This window comes from Sphingomonas lycopersici (assembly GCF_026130605.1).
In the GTDB taxonomy this organism is placed as follows: Bacteria; Pseudomonadota; Alphaproteobacteria; order Sphingomonadales; family Sphingomonadaceae; genus Sphingomonas; species Sphingomonas lycopersici.
Genome location: NZ_JANFAU010000001.1, coordinates 96,830 through 122,245, shown reverse-complemented (window position 1 = coordinate 122,245; position 25,416 = coordinate 96,830). Strand labels below are relative to the sequence as shown.

Sequence of the window (25,416 nt, the reverse complement as noted above, 5' to 3'; positions counted from 1 at the left end):
CACGCCCGCGCCGCCGCGCCGGGAATTCAGGCTTTCGAGAAGGTGTCGCGTATCAGCAGGCCCATGCCGTCGCGCAGATCGGCCGCGATCGCATCGCGCAGCGCATCGGCGTCGGCGCTCTGAATCGCGTCCATCGCCATGCGATGCTGGTCGACGAGATTGGCCGTCCCGTAGCGGCCGTTGACGACCCGCATGAAGGGGCCGAACTGAAGCCATAAGCTCTCGATCAGTCGATTGAGCACCGGGCGGTTGTTGGCGCGATAGATGGTGAAGTGAAAACGAAAGTTATATTCCATGTACCGCACGACATCGCCGTCTTCCATTGCCTGATCGAGCGATGCATCGATCTCTTTCAAGGTTTTGAAAATCGCCGGTGTAATATTGGGCAATGCGTAGACTGCCGCCTCCGGTTCGAGCAGGAGCCGGCTGTCGAGGATGTCGTCGAGCCGCTCGGACGTCATCGGCGATACTTCGATGCGCCGCTTCGACCTGATCTGCACCGCGCCTTCGGCCGCCAGCCGCGACAAAGCGTCGCGCACCGGCATCTGGCTCACCCCCATCTCCAGCGCGAGGCTGCGGGTCGACAGGCTCACGCCGGGCACGATCTTCCCGGTGATCATCCGCGATCGCAGTTCCTCGTAGACGCTGGAGCGAAGCAGGGAGTCGGTCGCCGTCTCGCTCTCGGCCTTGGTGTCGTGTGATTTGAGCGGATTTGTAACAGCGTCCATCAGCCAGGGACCTCCTTGGCACGCTTTATTGGCAAACGGGTGCGAAGGATAGCGCCTGTTTTGCGTCCGGTTGCTCGCCGAATGGATCGTGCGCCGCCGGCCCGCCGCACGGCGATCCCTTTTAAACTGTGATAGCAGGCTGATGTGAAAGCGACGTGCCAAGCTGCGGTTCGGGAGCGCCAGGCGAGCGGGCGAGCCGGTCGTCCTTTAATTTCCTTGCGTCGGCCTCGCGTAAAACTTTCGGCAATCGAGAGAATCGCGCTTGCAAATATAGTGATCACAGTTATGCATGCCCCATGCAGAGCCTCTCGCAAGTTCAGGCGCGCGCCGCCGCACTCGTGCTGCCTGCGCATTGCGTCATCGACGGGCAATTGGTCGGGGCGGCCGACGGCGCGGTCTTCGATAATGTCACGCCGCGCGATGGCTCGATCCTCAGCCGCGTGCCGAGCTGCGGCGCGGCGGATGTCGATCGCGCGGTAGGCGCCGCGCGCGCGGCCTTCGGCGACCGGTGCTGGCGGGCGCTGGCGCCTGCGGCGAGGAAGAAGGCGCTGCTCGGGCTGGCCGAGCTGATGGAGCGTGATCGCGAGGATCTCGCGCTGATGGAAGCGCTCGATACCGGTAAGCCGATCTCCGACGCGCTGACTGTCGATGTCCCGCTCGCGATCGGCACGACCCGCTGGTATGGCGAGGCGCTCGACAAGATCTACGGCGAAGTGGGTCCGAACCACAGCGGCAAGCTGTCCTATGCGGTGCACGAGCCGCTCGGCGTGATCGGTGCGATCACACCTTGGAATTTCCCGCTGCACATGGCGATGTGGAAGGTCGCGCCCGCGCTGGCGATGGGCAATAGCGTGGTGCTGAAACCCGCCGAGCAATCGCCGCTGACCGCGATGCGCGTCGCGGAACTCGCGTTGGAGGCGGGGATCCCGCCGGGGGTGTTCAATGTCGTGACCGGTTTCGGTGAGACCGCGGGACAGGCCCTGTCGCGCCACATGGATGTCGACATGATCGCCTTCACCGGCTCGGGCGCGGTTGGGCGGCGGCTGATGATTGCCTCGGGCGAGAGCAATTTGAAGCGCGTCAGCCTCGAACTCGGCGGCAAATCGCCGCAGATCGTCTTCGCCGATTGCCCCGATCTCGACGCGGCGGCGCAGGCCGCGGTCTGGGGGATATTCTACAATCAGGGCGAGGTGTGCACCGCGGCGTCGCGGCTGCTGGTGCAGAAGGAGATCAAGGAGAGCTTCCTCGCGCGGGTGATCGAGATCGCGCGGGCGATCGAGGTCGGCGATCCGCTCGATCCGGCGACCCGCTTCGGCGCGATGGTCAGCAAGGAGCAGCTCGACACCGCGACGCGCTATATCGCGAAAGGCCTCGCGGAGGGCGGCGAACTGGTGCTCGGGGGCGCGCGGGCGCGCGCGGAAAGCGGCGGCTTCTATCTCGAGCCGACGATCTTCGACAATCTCACCCCAACCTCGACGCTGGCGCGCGAGGAAGTGTTCGGCCCGGTGCTGGGGGTGCTGACGTTCGACGATGCGGACGAGGCGATCCGCATCGCCAATGATACCGTCTTCGGGCTGGCCGCCGGGTTGTGGACCGCGAATATCGATGTCGCGATGAAGGTCTCGCGCGCACTTCATGCCGGGCTGGTGTGGGTCAACGGCTGGGACGCATGCGATATCACGATGCCGTTCGGCGGGTTCAAGCAATCCGGCTTCGGGCGTGACCGCAGCCTCCACGCGCTTCATAAATACGCCGATTTGAAATCCGTGACCTTCACCATTCGGGATGCCTGAAGACGATGACCGATCAAGCCGCCGGTGACGAACTCGACGCGTTTCTCGCCGCCCACCCCGATATCCAGTTCTTCGAGGTGCTGTTCACCGCGTTGAGCGGCGTGCCGCGCGGCAAGCGGTTGCGCCGGCACGAGATGCGCAACGTCTACGATTACGGGCGCTTCCTGCCCGGATCGATCCTCGTCAACGACATCACCGGCCAGGATTGCGAGGAGACCGGGCTGGTATGGGAGGACGGCGACGCCGATCGGCTGGGCAAGCCTGTTCCGGGCACCTTGGTGCCGGCGCCGTGGCTCGGGCCGGATGTCGGCCAGGTGATGCTGTCGCTCTACGAGCTAGACGGCACGCCGAACGATCTCGATCCGCGCCACGTCCTCGGCCGCGTGCTCGATCGCTTCGCCGCCGACGGCCTGACCCCGGTCGCGGCCTGCGAACTGGAATATTATCTGGTCGATGCCGAGCGGACCGCGGAGGGCGGTATCCAGCTGCCGCGGTCGCGCTTCAACAAGCTGCCGCCGCGCCACCACCAGGTCTATGGCCTGCCCGAGATCGAGGAGCAGGCGCCGTTCCTGCGCGATTTGTGGGCGGTGTGCGACGCGCAGGGGATTCCGCTCGAAGGCGTGATCTCGGAATATTCGCCCGGCCAGCTCGAATTGACGCTCAAGCACCGCCCCGACGCGCTGCGCGCCACCGACGAAGCGGTGATGTACAAGCGCGCCGCCAAGGGGATCGCGCTCAACCACGGGTGCGAGGCGACGTTCATGGCCAAGCCGTTCGCCGATCGTGCCGGCAGCGGTTTCCACGTCCATGTCAGCTTCAACGATCGCGAGGGCAACAATGCCTGCGCGAGCGAGAACCCCGAGGGATCGGAATTGCTGCGTCACGCCATCGGCGGGATGAAGCAATTGCTGCCCGAGGGCATGGCGATCTTCGCGCCGAACGCCAATTCCTACCGGCGCTTCAAGGCCAATTCCTATGCGCCGCAGGCCGCGGTGTGGGGCGTCAACAACCGCACGGTCTCGCTGCGTGTCCCCGCGGGGCTGCCGCATACGCGGCATGTCGAGCACCGCGTCGCGGGGGCGGACGCCAACCCGCATCTGACGCTCGCGGTGGTGCTGGCATGCGCGCATTACGGGATCGCCAATCGCATCGATCCCGGCGCGGCGGTGGTCGGCGACGGCTATGCCGCGGCGCGCGAATCGGGGCAGTATCTGCCGACCAACTGGTTTGCCGCGGTCGATCTGTTCGAACGTTCCGAGGTGCTGAAAGATTATCTCGGCGAGCGTTTCGTCCGGATGTTCAGCGCGGTGAAGCGCACCGAACAGGCACGGTTCTTCGATGAGATCCCGCCGATCGACTACGATTGGTATCTCAGAAATGCGTAAGAACAGAAGCGCGCGGCAACGACCGAGGCGCCCGATCAGGAACGAGGGGAAGAATGATGGCCGAGGAGGGTGACGCCCGCCTGGGGATGGACCGGCGCATCGAGCGCCGGGATTTTCTCCAGGGGGCGGCGATGACCGCATCGGCGCTCGCGGCGATCGCGGCCGACCCTCTCCATGCCGCCGGCGCGGTGGCGCAGCCCGCATCGCAGGATGCGGCCGGCTATTATCCGCCGACCCGCACGGGCCTGCGCGGCAGCCACCCCGGCTCGTTCGAGCAGGCGCATGCCTTGCGTGACGGAACGCCGGTCGCGGCGGCCGCGCCGACCGGCGAAGACTATGACCTGGTGGTGGTGGGGGCGGGGATCAGCGGGCTTTCCGCCGCCTATTTCTGGCGTCAGCGCCGCGCCGATGCGCGCATCCTGATCCTCGACAACCACGATGATTTCGGCGGGCACGCGAAGCGCAACGAATATCGCGTCGGCGGCCGCGTGATGCTGACCAACGGCGGCACGATGCTGATCAGCAGCCCGCGCCCCTATAGCCCGCAAGCGGCCGGGCTGATCAAGGATCTCGGGATCGATCCCGACGCATTGGAGGCGTCGGCCGACCGGTCGAAAGTCTATCGCGATCTCGGCCTCGGCGCGGCGACCTTTTTCGACAAGGAGACGTTCGGCGCCGACAAGCTCGTGCGCATGCCGCGCGGCAGCGGGCGCGGCGGGGCGCCCGATGCGGCGGCATTGGCGGCGGCGCTGGCGCAGGCGCCGCTGAGCGAGGCGGTTCGCCGCGATATCGTGCGGATCGAAACGGGGCGCGAGGATTATCTCCCCGGCCTGTCGATCGAGCAGAAGATGGATCGGCTTTCGCGCCTTTCCTATGCCGATTTTCTGGTGGACGTCGTCAAGGCCGATCCCGGCGTCCTGCCTTATTATCAGAAGCGTACTCATGGCGAATGGGGGCTCGGCATCGATGCCGAGCCGGCGCTTGACTGCTGGGGCATCGGGCTTCCCGGGTTTCAGGGAATGGGGCTGGATCGCCGCCGGACCGAGCGGATGGGCAATACCGCGGCGGGCTATAGCGCGACCGGCGGCTCGTACAGCTTCCACTTCCCTGACGGCAATGCGAGCATCGCGCGGCTGCTCGTGCGCCGGCTGGTGCCCGGCGCAGCCCCCGGCGCGACGCCGCAGGATATCGTGACGGCGCCGTTCGACTATCGCGCGCTCGACCGCCCCGGTGCGGCGGTGCGCATCCGCCTGTCGAGCGCGGTGGTCCATGCGGCAAACGCCGGGGCTGGGGTTGATCTCGTCTATATGCGCGGCGGCAAGGCCTATCGGGTGCGTGGCGCTGCCTGCGTCATGGCGGGATACAATATGATGATCCCTTATATCGTGCCCGACCTCCCCGAACCGCAGAAAGCGGCGCTGCACGAACTGGTCAAGGTGCCGCTGGTCTATGCGAGCTGCGCGATCCGTAACTGGCGCGCCTTCGCGACGCTGGGGATCGAGCAGGTTTCCTGCCCCGGCGGCTATTTTTCCTCCTTCTCGCTCGCCCCCGCCCAATCGATCGGCGGCTATGCCTATCCCGGCACCCCGGACGAGCCCGCGGTGGTGACGTTCGTGCGCACCCCCGTCGCGCCCGGGCTGCCGACCGAGCGTGATCAGCATCGCGCCGGTCGGGCGGAGTTGCTCGGCACCTCGTTAGAGACGTTCGAGCGCCATATGCGCGATCAGCTTAACCGGGCGCTGGCGCCGGGCGGGTTCGATGCGGCGCGCGATATCGATGCGATCATCGTCAATCGCTGGCCGCACGGCTATGCCTATGAATATAACCCGCTCTACGATCCGTGGGATACGCCCGAAGGCCAGCGTCCGCATGTGATCGGGCGGGCGCGGTTCGGCCGCATCGCGATCGCCAATTCGGATAGCGGGGCCGCCGCTTATACCGACAGCGCGATCGACCAGGCCCATCGCGCCGTCGGCGAGCTGCTTGCCTGAGCCCGCCATTCCCGCCGCGCGCGTCGGCGCGACGATGCCCGTTTTCTCGCAAATGCTGATCCGACAGGGGAGTCCAGGCCATTGGCAACCTACAGCGATGAACGTCACGGCCTGTCGGCCAAGGGATTGTCCGCCGGTTCGATCGGTCTGCTCGGCGCGACGGTGATCGGGATCTCCTGCGTCGCGCCGGCCTATACGCTGACCGCGTCACTGGGGCCGATCGTCGCGAAGGTCGGGCCGCAGACACCCGCCATCATCCTGATCGGCTTCCTGCCGATGCTGCTGGTGGCGTTCGGCTATCGCGAGCTCAATCGCGCGATGCCGGACAGCGGGACCTCCTTCACCTGGGCGACCCGTGCGTTCGGGCCGCGGATCGGCTGGTTGGCCGGCTGGGGGCTGGTCGCCTCGACCATCCTGGTCCTTTCCAACACCGCAGGCATCGCGGTGGACTTCTTCTATCTCATGCTGTCGCAGATCTTCCGCAATCCGCATCTGACCGAGCTGAGCGCCAATCCGTTCATCAACGTCGCGACGTGTCTGGCGTTCATGGGGGTGGCGACGATCATCTCCTATCGCGGCATGGAGGTGACCAAGGCGTTCCAATATGTCCTGGTCGGCTTTCAGGTGGTCGTCCTCACCCTGTTCGCCGTGGAAGCGTTCGTGAAGATCCGCGCGGGCGCGGCGTTCGATCCGCTTCCCGTTCGCCTCGACTGGTTCAACCCCCTGGCCGCGCCGACGTTCAGCGCGGTGGCGGCGGGGCTGTCGCTCTCGATCTTCATCTTCTGGGGCTGGGATGTGACGCTGACGATGAACGAGGAGACCAAGGGCTCGCGCTCCACGCCGGGGCGCGCCGCGACGGCGACGGTCGTCACGACGATGCTGCTCTATGTGTTCGCCTCCACCGCCTCGATCGCTTTCGCCGGGCTGGGCACCGGCCGGTTCGGGCTGGGCAATCCCGAAATCCAGCGCAACGCGTTTCTCGCGCTCGCGGCGCCGATCATGGGGACGTCGGCGATCCTTATCTCGATCTGCGTCCTGGCCAGTTCCGCCGCCTCGCTGCAGTCGACGATCGTCAGTCCTTCGCGGACATTATTGGCGATGGGCCATTATGGCGCCCTGCCCGACGCGCTGACCCGGATCGATCCCAAATATCGCACGCCGAGTAATGCGATCTTTACGTCGACGTTTATATCGTCGCTATTCTATGCGGTGATGCGTTTCCTATCGGCGCATGTGCTTTGGGATACGATCACCGCGCTCGGCATCATGATCTGTTTCTACTACAGCCTGACGGCCTTTGCCTCGGTGTGGTATTTCAGGCGGCAGTGGTTCGTATCGCCGGCAAATCTCTTCAACCAGCTGATTTGCCCGTTGCTCGGCGGGATCGCGCTGGCGGCGCTGTTCTGCACGACGATTGTCGACAGCATGGATCCAGCGTTCGGCAGCGGCTCGCAGGTCCACGGCATCGGGCTCGTCTTCATCCTCGGCATGGGCATCATCCTGATCGGCATCGTCATCATGACGGCGATGGCGATATGGAAACCGGCATTCTTCCGCGGCGAAAAGCTGTCGACCAGCGTTTCGGACGGCCGCGAGGATCATGGGCTCGATCATTTGCCGGTATGAGGTTTCATTTTTCGCTATCGTCGGCTTGTTCGGATCCGGCGGGGATGTGCCGCGGCTAACGCCTGTCGATCTTTTGGAGATTGCCATGATTGCTGGATCGACACGGCAGTTTGCCGGAATGTGTTCGGTGTTCGTGCGTATGTGCTGCGACGGTGAGTTGAACCGCATCATTCGTGAACGCACCAATATCTATGTATCTCTCGTGCCACCCGATTCCCCGTCTGCGCTGCGCGACGGCTATATCGCCGACCTTCGCCGCCTGACTCGGCTCGGCATCACATCGACCGCGACCTGGTCGAGCGCAAGGCGTCTGCCAGTGACCGCCGCGCTTTCGAATTGAATGTCACCGCGGCGGGCGCAGCGGCGCTTGAGGACAGTCGCCGACGCATCGAGCAGCATGAGCGGCGCATGCTTCGTTCGTTCAGCGACGGCGAACGGCAAATACTTTTTGAATTGCTGGAACGGATCGAGCTCCAGGAATAGGAATGTCGGATCGAGGAAGAGCAAGGGTTGCAGAGTAACACGATGTTAAACCGGTCGTTAATATTGAATCTTAATTGACCGCAGATGGGCACGGTGATACCGTCACCGGCGCTCAAGAAAATGGGCGATATCAAGATAATCAGCGAATAATGCGGTCGCTGAGGCTCTGCCCGGGTGGAGTATTCCGGTTGAGTCTAAATATGCTTGCTGACTTTATCTCAACATAAAGGAGGTAAGTCATGCCTACGCAGTTCAATCAAGTACACGATGTCCTCACTCAATTGCACAAGTCCGGCGTCGTCAACCTCGACAAGAGTGTAAACGACATGCTCTCCGCAAATCAGGCGCTCGGCCGGCTGACGCCGGGCGAGACCGTCGCGACCTCGGTGATCGCGTGGGACGGCTATGGTGTCGTGATCAAGGGCAATGTCGCGAACGTCGCCGCTTTGGGCAATGTCGCCGACCAGCTGCGGACGATCACCACCACGCCGAAACAATAACATCCAGGCTCTTTGTCCGGCGGGCGTGGATCGCTCGCCTGCAAGGCTGATTCCCGGTTCCAAGGCAGGCGGCCTGATCGGTTGCGTGCCTTGGACAGGGCGTGGCTCGCGCCGATGATCCGGCCTGCGAGCGAGAGGGGATATGTGACGATGGAACCGAGTGCGCGCGCGAACGCCTATGGAACAACCGACGAACTGCGCGATCGTCTGGCCGCGAGCCTCGATTTCGCGCAGCGCACGGTCGAGTGCGCCGATCCGCTGCACCCGATGTGGAAGGTTGACCTCGGGCAGGTCAGCGGTTTCTACAAGATGATGATGGAAGCGGGGCTGTTTGCCTTGCTGGTCGCCCGGACCGAATATTGTCAGGATGCGGCCTGGTCGCTGGCGCGTGCCATTCGCAAAAACTACGATTCGGGCCCGGCGATCGCGTGCATCTTGCGGCATCCCCGGCTTGCGACATCGATCGGCGCTTTGTTGCTGGTCCTGGAGCGGTTCGGCCTGGCGACTGAGCGGGAAGTGTCGGTGGTTCATCGGGCCTTGGAGAGTCCGTATCTGGAATCGAGCGAACATGTACCGTTCCGATTGCTCGATCGCCGTTGGATATGGAGTTTGGCACAATCCGAAATCCCCTCGCTACCGGAAGCGCTCCACCTCTCGACCGCGTGTCGGACGACGCATCCGATCTACATGAGCCGCGATGATGGTTATGCCATTACCCATGCGGTGATGTACGCCACGGACTTTGGCGCGCGGCCCGCACCAGCGGCGCTCGACGGCGACGCGCTATGGAAGACGATCGACGCTGCGGTGGCGTGGTGCCTGGCGGCGGGCGATTTCGATCTGTTGGCGGAATTGCTGCTCTCCCAATTGTTCTTGCGGCGCCGGTTTTCGCCTTATGGCGTGGTCGCCTGGCGGCGCAGCCGCGGATTGTGGGATTCGTTGGGCTTCCTGCCCTCGCCGAGCCTGTCCGCCGATGCCTTCGTCGCGTTCGGCGAAGCCGAAGAGCGGCGACAATATGCGTTTCACAACATGTATCATACGATGCTGGTCGGAGGGCTTGTCGCGCTGGCGTTGCTCGACCAGCGCGTTGCACCGCCGGAAGCGCCGTCCCGCGCGGATCCTTTTGAAGAACCCGCCTCGGTCGGGCGCGCGATCGCCGAAGCTTCGCGGCATTTGGCGTGCGCATTGGGGATCGATTCCGCGCTGGCGCAGGCGGCGCTCGCCGAGATGAAATGGACCGGTCACGATGGCGATCTCGATGCGCTGTCGAGCGATTGGACGGGAGAGGGAGTCGGCGAGGCGACGGTGCAGGCGATGGCCAATGACGCCGCGATCATTCTGGCGGCGCAGGATTATGACCTGCCTCGGCTGGCCGAGGCGCTGAGGCGCGCGGCGGTTGCAGGAACAGCCACCCCGACAATTCAGGCTGGCGCGGATTTCCTGGCGTGTCAGTTCCTCGCGGGAGGCGGGGTCGGCGCCGGCATGCTGGCAAAGGAGCGGGAGGCGGCGGCTGGCAACGACGATTTGTCCACCCGCGTCACCTCGGCGCTTGCGAACTGCCTCATCACGGTCAGCACGCGGTTGTCCGGCGAGGTGGCGGCATGACCGGCGCGCGCCGCCCGCTCATCGTGCTGGTGAGCATGCCCTGGGAATCGACGTCGCGGCCCAGCCTCGCGATCGGCACGCTTGTCGCAATTGCGCGTGAGGCGGGATTCGATTGTATCGCGCAGCACCTCAATCTCGAGCTGGCGGCCCGGATGGGCAGCGCGGCGTTCGACGCTTTCGCGGAAAATATCGAATTGTTCCCGCTCGGTGAGCATTTTTTCGCGGTCGATCTGTTCGGCCGGGAGAGGCTGGATTCGGAAGCCTATCTCGCCCGGTTCGGCGGCGAGGAGCCGGTCGCGGGCGAGCCTCCCGACCCGTTGCATGTGCTGCGCGACAGCGTCGTTCCTGAATTCCTCGACCTCGCGGCCAAGGCGATCGCCGGCTATCAGCCCGATATCGTCGGTTTCAGTTGCACGTTCAATCAGGTGCTGCCGAGCCTTGCGCTTGCGGCGCGGCTGAAGACGGCTCGACCGGATCTGACGGTGCTGTTCGGGGGCGCCTGTGTGCATGGCGTGATGGGCGAGGCCTATGCGGAGATTTTTCCGGATCTTGTCGATCATGTCTTCACCGGCGAGGCGGACGAAAGCTTTCCGGCTTGGCTCCGCGCCTTTGCCGAAGGCGAGCCCGATCGTCCGGTCGCCGGCGTTGCCGGACGTCGCGGCGGGACGCCCGCGCGGCTGACGCACAATCTCGATCGCATCCCCATCCCCGATTACGGTGCCTGGTTCGCGCAGCGCGAAGCGCTGGAAGCACAAGGCGCGACGATGCGACACGTCCGCCATCTCCCGTACGAATCCTCGCGCGGCTGCTGGTGGGGCGAGAAGCATCATTGCACTTTCTGCGGGCTCAATAATGCCGGCTTGCAATTCCGCCGCAAATCCACGCCGCGCGTCATTTCCGAAATCGCCGTTCAAGCGGAGCGACATGGGCTCACCAATTTTATGGCGGCCGATAACATATTGGATTTCAAGGCTTATGGTGAGTTGCTGAGCGAGCTGGAGCGGCTCGATGTCGATCTGGACCTATTCTATGAGATCAAAGCCAATCTCAAGCGTCGCGACGTCGCCGCGCTGCGCCGCGCTGGTGTCAAACGCGTGCAGCCCGGGATTGAGAGCTTTTCCGATCACGTCCTGCGGCTCATGAACAAAGGGGTGACCGCGCTCCAGAACGTGCAGGCGCTGAAGTGGCTGCAGGAGCATGATATCGCAATCGACTATAATCTGCTGGTTGGATTCCCCGGCGAGACCGGGCATGACTATAGTGAAATCATAAAGAACATTCGCCAGATCGTGCATCTCCCGGCGCCAAACGGCTCGGCCATCAAGGTTCGCGTCGATCGCTTCTCTCCATTCTTCGATAACGCTGAAGACCTTGGCATCCGCGACCTGCGTGCTGCCGACTTTTATCGCTATCTGATCCCCCCGGATATCGCCGCGGCGGAATGTTTCGCCTATTTTTTCGATCATGACGAATCGCATCTCGACGAGTTCGAGAAGGAGATCGCCGAAATCGACGCGCTGATGGAAGAGTGGAAGCGCGGCCCGATCGAGCGTCGGGCGCGGCTGGGGCGGTCGTTTGTCGAATTGCTCAAGGCTGATGCCGATGGACGGTCGCGAACGGTGCTGCGTGATCTCGATGCGCTCGTCTTCGTGCTCGCCGATGGCGTGACCAGCACCGAACAACTCAGTCGCAGGCTCCACGCGATGGCCTCGGATGCCGAGCTCGACGCGGCAATCGTCCGCTTGATCGAGGCGCAAGCGCTACTTCGTTCCGACGACCATCTCGTCGCAACTGTCGCTTATGCGGAGGCGCATAGCGAGACCGACCTTCGGGCCTGGGTCGATAGCAATACCACGGCACAGGGCGGGCATTCGGCGGCGGTCGGTGCAATATTGACAGACCGGGGCGTAATCCGGGAGCTGGTCCCGAACGGTCACGGCATGAGTTGCTCATGACGGCATTTTCGATCCAGCCGATAACGGCCGCCGTGGGGGTCGAGATCGAGGGAATCGATCTCGCAGCGCCGATCGGTGACCGGGTGGCGCGACCGTTGCGACAGGCGCTGCACAGGCATGGTGTACTAATATTCCGCGACCAGAATGCCATGACCCGCAGGCATCAGGCTGATTTCGCGCGCATTTTCGGTGATATAGTGCGCTCGCCGCTGGGCCTGATCGCGGACCCGGACGTGGTAGAGATCGTCCATGATGAGACCCGGCCGCCGACCGAGAACATATGGCATGTCGATCATAGTTTCAGCCCGGCGCCGCCGCGCGCGGCGGTTCTTTGTGCGATCGAATTGCCGACCGCCGGCGGTGACACGTTATTCGCTGATATGAGAATAGTCTGGCGCCGTTTGCCGGAGGCGGTTCAGACTGTGCTTCGCGGGCTCGAGGCGGTGCACGATATCGCCAAATGCGCGCCGGCAACCTGCGCCGCCGAGCTTCGCGCGGCAGCCCCACCGACCCGGCATCCGGTGATGAAGGTGCACCCGGCAACAGGTGAGGAGATTCTTTTCGTGAATGAGGCCTATACGACAGGTTTCGACGGATTGGACGAGAAGGACGGTGCCACGCTTCTCGGATATCTTCTCGATCAGATCCGTATTCCGGAAGTGCAATGCCGGCTGCGCTGGCATCCGGGGACAGTCGCCGTCTGGGACAATCGCTCGATGCAGCATTATGCGACGAGCGACTATTTCCCGCAACGCCGAGTGATGGATCGCGTGACCATTGCCTAGGGTGGCCTGTGGTGGCGGTGTGGACTCGCGCTACGGTCCGTTCGATCGAATTGGTAGGGTGATTCCTCCCCGACGGGCTTCGGATGAAGCCGGCGGCACGGTGATGGGCTGGCTCATTCGCGCGGTCGCCCGTCATAACTCGCCGCTTCAGTCAGCCGGACAGAATGACCGAGTCTCGCCCGACAAGCTGTCGTGTCGCCGGGCCGAATCCTATCGTAACTGGCTGACAATAAAGAGAACCGTACTTGGCATGAGAGTTGCGTTTGCGAATTTGCGAAGCAGCCAGCCAAGGGGAGAGATTTTATGGATCGCGGTATCAACGAAGGGATGGAAGTGATCGGCGCGGATGGTGTGTATGTTGGCACCGTCGATCGTTTCGAAGGCAAGCGGATCAAGCTCGCGAAACACGACAGCGCCGGAAGCCATGCCGGTCACCATCACTATATCGATGTCGGCCTCGTCGCCGCGGTCGAGGGCAACACCGTCCGCCTGTCGGCCAATGCGAATGTGGCGATCACGTTCGAGGAAGAAAAATCGGGTCGCCCGGCTTTCGACTGACCCTTTTCTTGGCGCCGTCTGATCGGACAGGAATAGAGGGTTTCGGCCCGGTTCGATATTCGCCGTCCTCAAGCGCTCAATGCTTGGCCGGCTATCGCAATATGCCGTCGCGCGGTTCCTGGGGCGCCGGCAGCTCCTCGCAGCCGAGCAGCGAGAGCATCTCCCGCTCGACCGTCCGCCGCAAAGCGTAGAGCGGCAGGCAATTGGGATCCATGCCGAACGGATCTTCGAGCTCGTGGCCGAGCGCGTCGAGGCCGAAGAAGGTATAAGCGACGAGCAGCACCGGGAGCAGCGTCCACCAGTCGAGCGATCCCGCCAGCGCGAACGGCAGGATCACGCAGAAGACCAGGGCGGTGCGCTGCAGCAGCAACGAATAAGCGAAGGGAACCGGCGTGGTTGCGATCCGCTCGCACGCACCCTGGATTTTCGCGAACTTGCCGATCTCGGCGTCGATCACCGAATAATGGATCGGATTGACCGTGCCGTCGCGCATCAGGCCGAGCGCGCGCTGGCCCATTTGGTCCAGCACCGCATTGACTGGATTGGGGCCTTTCGCGCCTTGGCCGATATCCACCCACAGCTTGATCGCCGCCACGTCGTCCGCGCCGCGAAGCTTTGCGACGAGGCCCGAGGCGAACGCGCAGACGCCGCGCAGGAAGGCCACGCGATCCGGCTCGTCGAGTTGCGAAACGACCCGCGCGAGCGAGCGGCCGGATACGATCAATTCGCCCCACAGCTGGCGGCCTTCCCACCAGCGCGCATAGCAGGCGTTGTTGCGGAAGCTCATGAAAACCGAAAGCGCAATGCCGATCAAGGTGAAGGGAATCGCGGAAATGCGGGCGAAGATGCCCGGATGGGCCTGCGCCGCGATAATCGCCACGACGCTGACGCATGCGATGACGCACAGCCGCCGCGTGATGCGCGGCAGGATCGATCCGTTGACGGCGATCGCAATGTCTCTGAAACTCGGTTGCGATCGTACGATCATATGCGCTTAGGCCCCTGAACGAGATGATAGGCGTGCCCCTGTCGCCCGGTAGCGGGTGAGGCGGGCACGGCATTTCAGCCAGTGTTGCCCGAGCGCTCGGCGATGATCTTGTCGATCTGCTGTATCTTGTGCTCGATGAACGCGTCGCGCGTCATCCCCGATTTATGCCAGAGCGCGTTCAGCGTCTCGTCCTTGTCGAGCCACTGGTTGCGGATCTCGTGATTGAGCTTGAGCCGGCCCTCTTCCTGCCGTCCAAACGAGCCTTTGCCATGATCTTCGGACATTGCTTTTTGCTCCTTCTTCGTCTTTCGTCTGGCGCTAGGCCGCGGGTTGCCGCCTGAGGGCGAACGCAAGGGTCGTGAGGAATAGGCCGCGGAAGAGGAAGCTGAACCCCACGATCGCGGCAACGAAGACAAGCCCGGACACGGGGCCGCTGAAGACGAGATAGGCGCCGAGCGCGATATCCAGGACACCTAGCAGGACCCGCCAGGCCTTGTGATATGCGCCGGTGATTCCGTAGCCAAGCTGCGAGATACCCGACACGACCAGCCAGAACCCCATCGCCCAGGCGAGCGATGCAGCGCCCTGCAACGGATCGAACAGTGAAAAGAGACCCGCCAGAATGGCGATTACGCCAAGCAGGATCTCCAGCACCTTGGCGCCGGTGGTGAGCGCCGATATCCCGGCCGCGATCGCGAACACGCCATAAGCGACGAGCGCGACCCCGAAGACCAGCCCCGCGGCGAGGCCGGTCGAAAGCGGGTTGAGCAACGCGAATATGCCGAATGCGATCAGGAGAAGCCCATAGATCAATATCCAGCCCCATTTGCCGGATACGGGATGCGTCACGCTCCAAAGATTGGCGAGCTTATCGTCATTCATTCCAACTCTCCCTGTTGATGGCGAGTTTTGTCATTGTCGAACGGGAGCGGGCGCGTGAAGTTGCGCCGGGACGGTCGCTTGTCGCGGTCGGCGGTTACCGGTCATCATAGTCGGATGATCCGTACGGCTCTTCTCATTTGAGCAGCACCGCGGCCTTGGCGGCGGTCTCGTAAATGCCCCAGGCAATCGGAATGCACACCGCGGCCCATGCCAGAAGGGCGATCCCGCCCGTATCGCGCTGCGCCGCGATCTGCGGCCGTGCCGCCGCGGGGGCTGTCGCGCCCGAGGCGGTCGGTGGCGCATCCTCGGGCATATGGAAGCGCGCATCGACCGGCCGGATGAGCAGGTTGAGGATGAACGCCACCACCAGAAGCGCGGCGAGCGTCCAATAGATGGGCTGATAGACCTGATCGCGCGGCACGCCGGCCGCGATCCGGCTGTCGCGGATCGTGGTGACGATGAACGGGCCCAGCACGCCGGCCGTCGACCAGGCGGTGAGGATCCGACCGTGGATCGCGCCGACGAACCTGGTTCCGAAGAGATCGGCGAGATAGGCCGGGACGGTCGAGAAGCCGCCGCCATACATCGAGGCGCAAATGCAGAAGGTAAGGATGAACAGGCCGATCGACCCGCCGATCAGCGCCGGGGCGACGAAGCCGTAGAGCAGCGCGCCGAATGCGGTCATCACCCCGAAGGTGAGCTGCCGCCCGAGCCGGTCCGATGACGTCGCCCATAAGAACCGGCCGCCGATGTTGAAAAGGCTGATGATGCCGACGAACCCCGCGCCCACCGCGGCAGCGGCGATCTTGTCGGCCGGCGAGAAGGCGGTGAACAGCGTTGCCGGCTTATCGATCAGCCGGCCACCGAACACCTCCTGGAGCATCGGCGATGCGACGCCAATGATCCCGATCGAGGCCGATACGTTGAGCAGGAGCACGCCCCAGATCAGCCAGAATTGCGGCGTCTTGTGCGCGTCGCGCAAATGCACATTGTGCCGGCTGATCGCTGCGCGCTCCTCTCCCGGCCCCTCCCAGCCGGCGGGCGCCCAATGTTCGGGCGGAACGCGAAACCCGAAGGCGCCGACCAGCATGAAGACGGCGTAGACGAGCGCGAGCACGAGGAAGCACTGCCATACCCCGACATCGCTTGCCGAGGCGAAATGCCGCATCAGCAGGTCGGCGAGCGGGCTGCCGATCATCGCGCCGCCGCCGAAGCCCATGATCGCCATCCCGGTCGCCATGCCGCGGCGATCGGGGAACCATTTGATCAGCGTCGAAACCGGGGTGATATAACCGATGCCGAGCCCGATTCCGCCGAGCAGTCCGGTGCCGAGCCATAATATCCAGAGCTGGTGGAGCGAGACGCCGAGCGCGCCGAGCGCGATGCCCCCGCACCAGCAGCATGCCGCGACCACCCCCGCCCGGCGGGGGCCGACGCGTTCGAGCCAGCCGCCCCACAGCGCGGCTGCGGTTCCCAGCACGACGAAGAAGATCGAATAGGTCCAGACGAGATCGCTCACCCGCCAGTCGCAGCTCGTACTCGTCAGCGCCTGGATCGGCATCATATCCTTGCAGACGACCGGATCGCTGATGCCGATCGCGCGGGAGAGCGGGAGCCAGAAGACGCTGAAGCCATAGGCCATGCCGATGCAAAGATGGATCGCCAGCGCGCACGGCGGGACCAGCCAGCGATTATAGCCGGGGCGTGCGACGATATTTTCCCGATCGAGCAGGCCGGGGGAAGGCAGCCCCGTTGTCACGCGCGTCGATGCCATTGGTCGCTCGAGATTCATGGTCTTCCTCGCAATTGCGGCACCATATTTTCTCCGCGCACGCAGATCGCGGGCATGGATGATCCGCTCCAGAGCGCGCCGATCACATCATGCGCCAGCCGGGCCGGATCGTCGGGAGGATGGGGTCCGGCCCGGCTGGCTCGATCTTGGGCAGGGGGCTGGGGGTTCTCGCTGCCCTCGATCATCCGTCAGAAATCCATTCCCCCCTATCCCGCCGCCCGGCACTGCCTGCCAGTCGGCGGGAGCAAGCCACGTGCCAAGTGAAGATAGATGTGGATTCAATATGTTGCGGCGCCAAGCGCGCCTCAAACGGACAGGATGTCCGCGCGGCCTCCGACAAATTGTCCTGCCCGAAGACCCATCTCGAGTCCGTCGACAACACCGCCGATAATCAAGGTGGTTGTAAACTGCGCAGGCCGTATGTGGGTTCGTTATGATAAAGAAACGATCAAAATAAAATCAAGTTAACTCGTGAAACCTTTTTGATATAGGCGTCATGTCGTCCGTTTCAACTGATTGCATTGCTATAAGATGAACGGCTACTGAAAGCGGGTCGAGAATTAGTCTTCTTGGAACCCGATGGTTCCGTTGGTGTTATGATCGAAAGACGTTAGTCAACTTGTGTTTGGCTGCGATGACTGGTTGCGGATGATCTTTGGCGCCTGAAAGCGCGTGCCTCGTTCGCTGCGACCTCTCGCGGCGAGGAGGCAAATATGGCGGACGCCAATGTTGAATCGAATGCGCTGCTGGCGGAACTCGAACCCACCGTGCGCGCGCGCTTTCTCCCTTATTTCCAGCGCGTCGACCTGCGCCGCGCCGATGTGATCCACAGCGACGGCCAGATGGTGGAATGGGTCTATTTCCCGCTGACCGGGCTGGTCGCGGTGTTGACCCAGACGATCGCCGGCGAGAGCGTCCAGACCGGGATGATCGGGTGCAACGGCGCCGTCGGCGTGCTAGAAGCGTTCGGCAGCGGCCGCTTCCGCTCGCGCGGCGAGGTGCAGATTCCCGGCACGGCGCTGCGCGTGGGGGTCGGGCGGTATCGCGAGATGGTGCATTCCTCCCCCGCGCTCCAGGCGGCGGTCGAGCAGCATCTCGAGATGCTGGTGACCGAGGCTCGTCAACTGATGGCGTGCAACGCGCTGCACCCGATCGAGGGCCGGCTGAGCCGTTCGATCCTCGACGCGCTGGACCGCAGCTGCCTCGATCGGGTCTTGCCGCTCACGCAGGAAGCACTCGCCCAGATGCTCGGCGCGCAGCGCACGTCGGTGTCCGGTTGCATCGCCAAGCTGCAGCGGCGCGGCCTGATCCGCAGCAGCCGGGGCGCGATCGAGGTGCTCGACGTGGCGCGGCTGGAGCAGGTCGCCTGCGATTGTCGGGTGAGCCTCGCATTGGCGAAGGACGAAATCTGGACCACGCCGGATCGCCAGCGGTCGGCGTCCGGATAGCGGCCAGCCGGCCGTCGGCGGTCACCCGTCGCAGACGTCGTCCGGCGCGCGATCGATCTCCTGCCGGGCATAAGCGATCGTCCGGCGGCACGAGCAGGCTGCAGCTTCGAGACGGTCGAAATCGATGATGTCGACGCCCCCGCGACGGCTGCGGATGAGTCCCCCGCGCTGGAGCGCGGACGAGGTGACCGCGATCGTCGATCGTTGCACGCCCAGGATGTTGGCAAGCTCCTCCTGCGTCAGCGTCAAATGACTGCCCTGGTGGCTGCGTGCCGATGCGTCGAGCAATACCCGGCACAAGCGGTTTTCCACGCGATGGATCGCGGTGCAGGCGACGAGTTGCCGGGCCTCGATCAGCAGCGCTTCGACGTGCTTGTGGATCGCCACGCGGAGATTGGGCGAGTGATCGAACAGCGCGCGATAATGCGAGGCCCGGATGCGCCAGGCGGCGCCGCCGATCTGGACGAGCGCCCTGGCGTAGCTCAGCCGGCTGCCGCAGGCCTCGAAGGCGCCGAAGGCACCGTTGCGCCCCACCATGCCGCCGCTGACGCTTTCCCCCTCGATGCTTTCGGAGGCCATGCAGATCAGCGCATTGTCCGGAAACCAGACCCAGATCACTTCCTCACCGGTCTCCTGGAGAACGTCACCGCGCACGAGTTCGACGCTTTCGAGATACGGCGAGAATTTCATCGCGACCGCCGGCTCGATCTCCGCCAGGATCTCGTTTTTTGGATTGAAGGTCATTTTCCTCCGCAAGCACCCGGCGCCGCTCCGGAACGTAACTGAAGAGAGATCAGGTCCCGGCTCTCGACCCGTTCGATTTTGCGGCCGCTGGAACCCGGCAGCCTGCGGGCGCTTTTAGGCGATGGCAATCACGGACCGGCAGCGGAGACGGAACGCATGACGCTCAATGCGGAAGAGCAGCCTCTCAAGGTCGACGTGCTCAACGGCGAGGTGGTCATGACCGGGCCGCGCGTCGCCATTGCGTTGCGGCCCAGCGCAGCGACCGAGACGGCGCGGCGGCTGGTCGCGGCCGCGGAGCTGGCGATCGAGCAAGCAGGAGGCGTGCCGGTTCAACCTCTCGAAGGTGGTGCTGCGTCCAATGATTAGCAGGCATCGGGGCCGCGAAGCCGAGGTCCCCCAAAACGATAGCAGAAAACCGCGGCATCCTATCAGCATAGCGGACTCAATCGCGCGCTTCTGTTCGGTATCAAACACAACGCGCGAGCGTAGCCGATTATAGCGCGCCCTTGTTCATTGAGGGACGCACCTATGGAACTGGCGTATCGCCCCACGGCCCTGATTCCGACGGGCGTCCCGGGCCTGGATCCGATTCTCAGCGGCGGCTATGCGGAAAACCGCATCCATCTGATCGAAGGGCAGCCTGGATCGGGCAAGACGAGCATGGCGCTCCAGTTCCTGATGGACGGCGCAAAGCAGGGGGAGCTTGGCCTCTATATCACCCTCTCGGAGACGGCGGCCGAGCTTTATGCGGTGGCCGCCAGCCACGGCTGGACCTTCGACGGCATCGAGCTTTTCGAACTGATGCCGCCCGAACTTTCGCTCGATCCCAAGGCCCAGCAGACGGTGCTCTATTCCTCGGAGCTCGAACTCGGCGAAACGGTCCAGATGGTCATGGCCGAGGTGGAGCGGGTCAAGCCCAAGCGGCTCGTGTTCGACAGCCTTTCCGAGATCCGGCTGCTCTCGCAAGGCTCGTTGCGCTATCGGCGTCAGGTCCTCGCGCTCAAGCATTTCTTCCTGAAGCTGGGGTGCACCGTGCTGATGCTCGACGATCTGACCTCGGAGCAGGATGACCTCAACCTGCACAGCATCAGCCACGGGGTGCTGCGCCTCGAACAGGTCGTCGCGCTCTACGGCGCCGAGCGGCGGCGGCTGCGCTGCATCAAGATGCGCGGTGTCAAATTTCGTGGCGGCTATCATGACTTCACGATCGAGCGCGGCGGCGTTCACGTCTATCCTCGGCTCGTCGCCGCCGACCATCATGTCGATTATGCGGCCGGGGTGATCGGAAGCGATGTGCCTGAGCTCGATTCGCTCGTCGGCGGAGGGCTGGATCGCGGCACCAGCACGTTGATCATCGGCCCGTCGGGCTCGGGGAAATCGTCGCTCGCGCTTCAATTCGTCTATGCCGCGCTCAAACGCGGCGAGCCGGCGCTCGCCCTGGTGTTCGACGAGATACGCAGCGTGTTCCTGCGGCGCGCGGCGGGCATGGGCTTCGAACTTCGGCCCTTCGTCGACCAGGGATTGCTCCAGCTGAAGCAGATCGATCCGGCGGAGCTGACGCCGGGCGAGCTTACCGCCCGCGTGCGCGACGCCGTGGAGGGGCATGGCGCGCGGATCGTCGTCCTCGACAGCCTGAGCGGCTATCTGAACGCGATGCCCGAAGAGCATTTCATGATGCTGCAGATGCACGAAATGCTCTCCTACCTGAACCAGCAGGGGATCGTGACGATCCTGGTTCTCGCCCAGCACGGCATGGTCGGACAGATGGCGAGCCCGGTCGACCTCACCTATCTCAGCGACGCCGTGATCATGCTCCGCTTCTTCGAAGCGGGCGGCAAGCTCAGGCGGGCGCTCTCGGTGCTGAAGAAGCGCACCGGCCATCACGAGGAAACGATCCGTGAATATCGGATCAGCGCCCACGGGGTTTCGGTCGGCCACGCGTTGACCGAATTCCAGGGCGTCCTGACCGGCGTGCCGACCTATACCGGCGCGGAAGCGGATCTCCTCAACGAGGCGCCTTGATGATCGCTGCGCCGCCCGTCCTGATCTGGGCCCCGGTCGGACGCGATGGCCCGGTCATCCAGCGGCTGCTCGGCGATGCGGGGATCGCGAGCCGGGCGTGCGAGGGAATCGATGATCTGCTGCGCGGGCTCGATGAAGCCGCCGGCGCGGTCATTGCGCAGGAGGGCCTGCTCGGCGCCGACTTCGCGCGCGTCGACGAATGGATCAAGGGCCAGCCGAGCTGGTCGGATTTTCCGTTCGTGCTGCTGTCGCATCGCGGCGGCGTGATCGACCGCCGCATGGTCGCGCTTCTCGGCAACGTGACGGTGCTCGAGCGGCCGGTCAATCAGACCACGCTGATCTCCGCCGTCGGCTCGGCGCGCCGCGCGCGGATGCGGCAATTCCAGGCGGGCGAGCATCTCGCCGAGCAACTGCGCATGCGCCGCGCGCTCGCCGAGGAAACCCGGACTCTCGGCATTCTCAACCAGCTCGGCGCGACGCTGAGTGCCGAGCTCGATCTCGAACGCGTGGTGCAGGCGGCGACCGACGCGGGCGTCGCGCTGACCGGCGCCGAATTCGGCGCGTTCTTCTACAATCTCGTCGACGAGAAGGGCGAATCCTACACGCTTTACACCTTGTCCGGCGCGCCGCGGAGCCGGTTCGACTCCTTCCCGATGCCGCGCAACACCGCGGTGTTCGCGCCAACCTTCTCCGGCGAGGGGATCGTGCGCTCGGACGACATCACCCGCGATCCCCGCTACGGGCGGAATGCGCCTTATTCGGGGATGCTCGAGGGGCACCTGCCGGTTCGCAGCTATCTGGCGGTTCCCGTCGTCTCGCGCAGCGGGGAAGTGCTTGGGGGCCTGTTCCTCGGCCACTCCGAACCCGATGTTTTCGGAGAATCGGCCGAGCAACTGATGGCGGGCGTCGCCGGCCAGGCCGCAACGTCGATCGACAATGTTCGCCTGTTCATCGCCGAGCAGCGCGAGCTCGAGGAGCGGCGGCGCGCCGAAGCGGAGTTGCAGCGCCAGCGCGACGAGTTCCTGACGCTGGCGAACAACATTTCGTCGCTGTGCTGGCTCGCCTACGGCGACGGCACGATCTTCTGGTACAATTTGCGGTGGTACGAATTCACCGGCGCGCGCGAGGGAGGCGATTTCGGCTGGGAGTCCGCGCACGATCCGCTGGTTCTGCCGGAGGTGCGCAGGCGCTGGCGCCATGCGCTGCAAACCAGCGAACGGTTCGAGATGATCTTTCCGATGCGGCGGCACGACGGGGTCTATCGCCAATTTCTCTGCCGGATCGTGCCGATCAGGGACGAGACGGGGCAGGTCTTCCGCTGGTGCGGCACGCATGCCGACATCACCGAGCAGCGAGAGGTCGAGGCCGCGCTCGAAGCGCGGGTCGCGGAGCGCACGATCGACCTGCAACGCGCGCTCACCCAGCTCGAAGAAGAGGCGGCGGAGCGCGAGCGCGTCGAAGAAGCGCTGAGACAATCGCAGAAGATGGAAGCGATCGGGCAGCTCACCGGGGGCGTCGCGCACGATTTCAACAACCTGCTGACGGTGATCATGTCCGGGGTCGATGCGTTGCGCCGGCCGGACATGAGCGAGGAGCGCCGGTCCCGCTATATCAACGCGATCGCCGAGACGGCCGATCGGGCGGCAAAGCTCACCTCCCAGCTGCTCGCCTTTGCCCGGCGTCAGCCGTTGCGCGAGACCGTGTTCGACGCGGCGGACAAAGTCGGCCGCATCGTCGAAATGCTCGCCAGCGTGGTGGGGTCACGGATCCGGATCGGCACCGATCTGAAGCTCTCGCCTGCGCCCGTGAAGGCCGACGTCATTCAGTTCGAAACCGCGCTCGTCAACATGGCGGTCAATGCGCGCGATGCGATGGGCGGCGAGGGCACGATCACCCTGACGGTCGACGCATGTCGGCAGATTCCGGCGACATCCGGGCAGGCGGCGCTGCCGGGCGAGTTCATCATGGTCAGCATAATGGACAGCGGGGTCGGCCTCGCCCAGGATCAGATCGCGCGGATCTTCGAACCGTTCTACACCACCAAGGCGATCGGCAAGGGGACCGGGCTTGGCCTCAGCCAGGTATATGGCTTTGCCAAACAATCCGGCGGCGACGTTCGGGTAGAAAGCACGCCGGGTCACGGCGCTACTTTCACGCTCTATCTGCCTCGCGCTTCCAAAACGGACCTGGCGGTCGAGCCGGCGCCCGAAGTGGAAAGCGTCGAAGGGGGCGGGCGCGGCCGGATTCTCGTTGTGGAGGATAATGAGGACGTCGGCGAGCATGCCTCGCAGCTGCTGTCCGATCTTGGCTATCAGACCGTGCTCGCGCCGGACGCGCACGAGGCGCTGCATCTTTTGGAGGAAGCAGACGAGCCGTTCGATCTGGTGCTGACCGATGTCGTGATGCCGGGCGGGATGAGCGGCGTCGAACTGGCCCGGACGCTCGCGCGAAGCTATCCCGACCTGCCGGTGATTCTGACCAGCGGCTACAGCGACGTCCTCGCCGACGAAGGGGCGGGCGATGTCGAGCTGCTGCGCAAGCCTTATTCGATGGATGCGTTGGGCGCGCTGGTCCGCCGCCTGATCAAGCCCAAGGTCGAGCGCGTCTCGTGAGCGCCCTCGACGGCAAGCGGATCCTGATCGTCGACGACGAACCGCTCATCGCGATGCTGCTCGAGGATATCCTTGCCGACCTTCGTTGCGTGATCGTCGGCCCCGCCTTCGATATCCCCGAAGCGGAGCGATTGGCGCGCAGCGAAGCGATCGATGCCGCGATCCTCGATCTCAATGTCGAGGGCCGGACCAGCCATTCCGTCGCCGCGCTGCTGCAGGCCAGGCGGATCCCCTTCGTCCTGGCGAGCGGGTATGACGACGGCAGTCTGCTGCCGGGGGCCGGCGGCACGTTGAACAAGCCGTTCCGTCCCCATCACGTGAGGGCGGCGCTCGAACATTGCCTTGCCGATACCGGTTGAGGGGGATTTCCGTTACCGGCCCTTATCGCCTTCCTGGCTAGGGCTTGAGCACGAGGCGGATGAGGCCGGCGACCGCCCCCAGCGCGAGGACGCTGCCGCACCAGATCGCGGCCATCCACGCGAGCCGCTTCGACAAAGGCGCTTGTTCGGCCATCAATGATAGCCCTCGGTCCCGGCCTTGCCGCGAAACACCCAATAGGCCCAGCCGGTGTAAGCGAGAATGATCGGGATGATGATGACTGAGCCGACCAGCATGAAGGACTGGCTCTGCGGGGGCGCGGCGGCATCCCAGATCGTGACGGCGCGCGGGACGACATAGGGGAACATGCTGATCCCCAGCCCGACAAACCCCAGCAGGAACAATGCCAGCGCCATGAAGAACGGCAGGCGCTCGGCGCCGCGTCTCAAACTCCAGAAGAAGGTGCCGGCACAGATCGCCACCAGCAACGGAACCTGCGCGGTGAGGAGCACGCCGGGCAATGCGAACCAGCGATGCCAATAATCATATTGGAGGAACGGCGTCGCCGCGCTTACCGCCGCCAGCGCGATCAAGGTCGCCACGCCCACGGGGAGCGCTAGATGCCGCGCACGCTGCTGGCACCGCAATTCGGTCTTCCAGATCAGCCAGGTCGCGCCAAGCAGCGCGTAACCGAAAACGACCGCGACGCCGGTGAGCAGGCTGAACGGGCTCAGCCAGTCGAGCCAGCCGCCGGCATAAGCGTCGCCGCGGACCTCGATGCCCTGGAGGATCGCGCCGAGCGTCACCCCTTGGGCGAATGCCGCGGTGACCGAGCCGAGCGAAAAGGCGATGTCCCAGAACGGGCGGTGGCGCGGATCACGCCAGCGGAATTCGAACGCCACGCCGCGGAAGACCAGCCCGAGCAGCATCGCGATCATCAGCGGATAGGTCGCCGGCAGAATGATCGCATAAGCGAGCGGGAAGGCGGCAAAGAGCCCGCCGCCGCCCAGCACCAGCCAGGTCTCGTTCCCGTCCCACACCGGCGCGATCGAGTTCATCGCCTGGTCGCGTTCCTCGCCGACCGAGAAAATCGGAAACAATATGCCGATCCCGAGATCGAATCCGTCCATCACGACATAAGCGAAGACGGCAAAGCCGACGATGCTTGCCCAGACGATCGTGAGGTCGACGTGCGCCATCG

23 protein-coding genes are annotated in these 25,416 nt (G+C 64.3%); 15 read left to right on the top strand and 8 right to left on the bottom strand.

Annotation, left to right across the window (positions count from 1 at the left end; genetic code table 11):
* Positions 1–26 precede the first annotated feature (26 nt).
* Positions 27–890 carry a GntR family transcriptional regulator gene (locus NED98_RS00475; protein WP_265311418.1) on the bottom strand — a complete coding sequence of 288 codons (864 nt, stop codon included), beginning with the start codon at positions 888–890 and terminating at the stop codon, positions 27–29.
* 134 nt (positions 891–1,024) lie between these two features.
* On the opposite strand from NED98_RS00475, the gene NED98_RS00470 reads away from it, so the two are divergent.
* The 10 genes from NED98_RS00470 to NED98_RS00425 all read left to right on the top strand — a co-directional run bounded on the left by NED98_RS00470 (position 1,025) and on the right by NED98_RS00425 (position 13,409).
* Positions 1,025–2,521 (top strand): aldehyde dehydrogenase, encoded by a 1,497-nt coding sequence (locus NED98_RS00470; protein WP_265311417.1) that lies wholly within the window; start codon positions 1,025–1,027, stop codon positions 2,519–2,521.
* Between the two features lie 5 nt (positions 2,522–2,526).
* On the top strand, positions 2,527–3,906 hold the full coding sequence (locus NED98_RS00465; protein WP_265311416.1) for a glutamine synthetase family protein: 1,380 nt from the start codon (positions 2,527–2,529) through the stop codon (positions 3,904–3,906).
* Positions 3,907–3,962: 56 nt separating this feature from the next.
* The gene (locus NED98_RS00460; protein WP_265311415.1) at positions 3,963–5,897 is read left to right on the top strand and encodes an NAD(P)-binding protein; all 1,935 of its coding nucleotides are present in this window, start codon (positions 3,963–3,965) and stop codon (positions 5,895–5,897) included.
* Positions 5,898–5,978: 81 nt separating this feature from the next.
* Entirely contained in the window at positions 5,979–7,523 is a 1,545-nt protein-coding gene (locus NED98_RS00455) for an APC family permease (RefSeq protein ID WP_265311414.1), read from the top strand.
* Positions 7,498–7,863 carry a hypothetical protein gene (locus tag NED98_RS00450; RefSeq protein ID WP_265311413.1) on the top strand — a complete coding sequence of 122 codons (366 nt, stop codon included), beginning with the start codon at positions 7,498–7,500 and terminating at the stop codon, positions 7,861–7,863. The genes NED98_RS00455 and NED98_RS00450 overlap by 26 nt, the downstream gene beginning before the upstream one ends.
* A gap of 382 nt (positions 7,864–8,245) precedes the next feature.
* Positions 8,246–8,506, top strand: coding sequence for a hypothetical protein (locus tag NED98_RS00445; RefSeq protein ID WP_179513980.1), 261 nt, complete (start codon positions 8,246–8,248; stop codon positions 8,504–8,506).
* 150 nt (positions 8,507–8,656) lie between these two features.
* Positions 8,657–10,111 (top strand): DUF6895 family protein, encoded by a 1,455-nt coding sequence (locus tag NED98_RS00440; RefSeq protein WP_432423283.1) that lies wholly within the window; start codon positions 8,657–8,659, stop codon positions 10,109–10,111.
* Positions 10,108–12,066, top strand: coding sequence for a RiPP maturation radical SAM C-methyltransferase (locus tag NED98_RS00435; protein ID WP_265311930.1), 1,959 nt, complete (start codon positions 10,108–10,110; stop codon positions 12,064–12,066). The genes NED98_RS00440 and NED98_RS00435 overlap by 4 nt, the downstream gene beginning before the upstream one ends.
* A complete protein-coding gene (locus NED98_RS00430; RefSeq protein ID WP_265311411.1) occupies positions 12,063–12,851 on the top strand; it encodes a TauD/TfdA dioxygenase family protein in 789 nt (262 codons plus the stop codon). Before NED98_RS00435 ends, NED98_RS00430 begins: the two co-directional genes overlap by 4 nt.
* A 327-nt stretch (positions 12,852–13,178) precedes the next feature.
* Positions 13,179–13,409 (top strand): DUF2171 domain-containing protein, encoded by a 231-nt coding sequence (locus NED98_RS00425; RefSeq protein WP_265311410.1) that lies wholly within the window; start codon positions 13,179–13,181, stop codon positions 13,407–13,409.
* 91 nt (positions 13,410–13,500) lie between these two features.
* On the opposite strand, the gene NED98_RS00420 is transcribed toward NED98_RS00425, so the two are convergent.
* From NED98_RS00420 to NED98_RS00405, 4 genes are all read right to left on the bottom strand, one after another.
* Positions 13,501–14,397 (bottom strand): bestrophin family protein, encoded by an 897-nt coding sequence (locus NED98_RS00420; RefSeq protein WP_265311409.1) that lies wholly within the window; start codon positions 14,395–14,397, stop codon positions 13,501–13,503.
* A gap of 74 nt (positions 14,398–14,471) precedes the next feature.
* A complete protein-coding gene (locus NED98_RS00415) occupies positions 14,472–14,681 on the bottom strand; it encodes a hypothetical protein (RefSeq protein ID WP_265311408.1) in 210 nt (69 codons plus the stop codon).
* Positions 14,682–14,715: 34 nt separating this feature from the next.
* Positions 14,716–15,279, bottom strand: a complete 564-nt coding sequence (locus tag NED98_RS00410) for an HdeD family acid-resistance protein (protein WP_265311407.1) — start codon at positions 15,277–15,279, stop codon at positions 14,716–14,718.
* Between the two features lie 133 nt (positions 15,280–15,412).
* Positions 15,413–17,053, bottom strand: coding sequence for an OFA family MFS transporter (locus NED98_RS00405; protein ID WP_265311406.1), 1,641 nt, complete (start codon positions 17,051–17,053; stop codon positions 15,413–15,415).
* 731 nt (positions 17,054–17,784) lie between these two features.
* On the opposite strand from NED98_RS00405, the gene NED98_RS00400 reads away from it, so the two are divergent.
* Complete coding sequence (locus NED98_RS00400) at positions 17,785–18,519, top strand: Crp/Fnr family transcriptional regulator (RefSeq protein WP_265311405.1); 735 nt, start codon at positions 17,785–17,787, stop codon at positions 18,517–18,519.
* A 21-nt stretch (positions 18,520–18,540) separates the two neighbouring features.
* Here the strand turns inward: NED98_RS00400 and NED98_RS00395 are convergent, their stop codons facing one another.
* Entirely contained in the window at positions 18,541–19,263 is a 723-nt protein-coding gene (locus tag NED98_RS00395; protein ID WP_265311404.1) for a Crp/Fnr family transcriptional regulator, read from the bottom strand.
* Between the two features lie 156 nt (positions 19,264–19,419).
* Here NED98_RS00395 and NED98_RS00390 point away from each other — a divergent pair, with 156 nt between their 5' ends.
* The 4 genes from NED98_RS00390 (at position 19,420) to NED98_RS00375 (ending at position 24,256) form a co-directional block, all read left to right on the top strand.
* Positions 19,420–19,629 carry a hypothetical protein gene (locus NED98_RS00390; protein ID WP_265311403.1) on the top strand — a complete coding sequence of 70 codons (210 nt, stop codon included), beginning with the start codon at positions 19,420–19,422 and terminating at the stop codon, positions 19,627–19,629.
* Between the two features lie 162 nt (positions 19,630–19,791).
* Positions 19,792–21,285: an ATPase domain-containing protein gene (locus tag NED98_RS00385; RefSeq protein ID WP_265311402.1), complete on the top strand. Its 1,494-nt coding sequence runs from the start codon at positions 19,792–19,794 to the stop codon at positions 21,283–21,285.
* A complete protein-coding gene (locus tag NED98_RS00380) occupies positions 21,285–23,897 on the top strand; it encodes a GAF domain-containing hybrid sensor histidine kinase/response regulator (RefSeq protein WP_265311401.1) in 2,613 nt (870 codons plus the stop codon). The genes NED98_RS00385 and NED98_RS00380 overlap by 1 nt, the downstream gene beginning before the upstream one ends.
* Entirely contained in the window at positions 23,894–24,256 is a 363-nt protein-coding gene (locus NED98_RS00375; protein ID WP_265311400.1) for a response regulator, read from the top strand. Before NED98_RS00380 ends, NED98_RS00375 begins: the two co-directional genes overlap by 4 nt.
* A 37-nt stretch (positions 24,257–24,293) precedes the next feature.
* Here NED98_RS00375 and NED98_RS00370 read toward each other — a convergent pair whose 3' ends face one another.
* Together NED98_RS00370 and cydB are read right to left on the bottom strand one after the other, a co-directional pair.
* Positions 24,294–24,410 carry a DUF2474 domain-containing protein gene (locus tag NED98_RS00370; RefSeq protein WP_265311399.1) on the bottom strand — a complete coding sequence of 39 codons (117 nt, stop codon included), beginning with the start codon at positions 24,408–24,410 and terminating at the stop codon, positions 24,294–24,296.
* Positions 24,410–25,414 (bottom strand): cytochrome d ubiquinol oxidase subunit II, encoded by a 1,005-nt coding sequence (gene cydB, locus NED98_RS00365; RefSeq protein ID WP_265311398.1) that lies wholly within the window; start codon positions 25,412–25,414, stop codon positions 24,410–24,412. The genes NED98_RS00370 and cydB overlap by 1 nt, the downstream gene beginning before the upstream one ends.
* Positions 25,415–25,416: the final 2 nt, after the last annotated feature.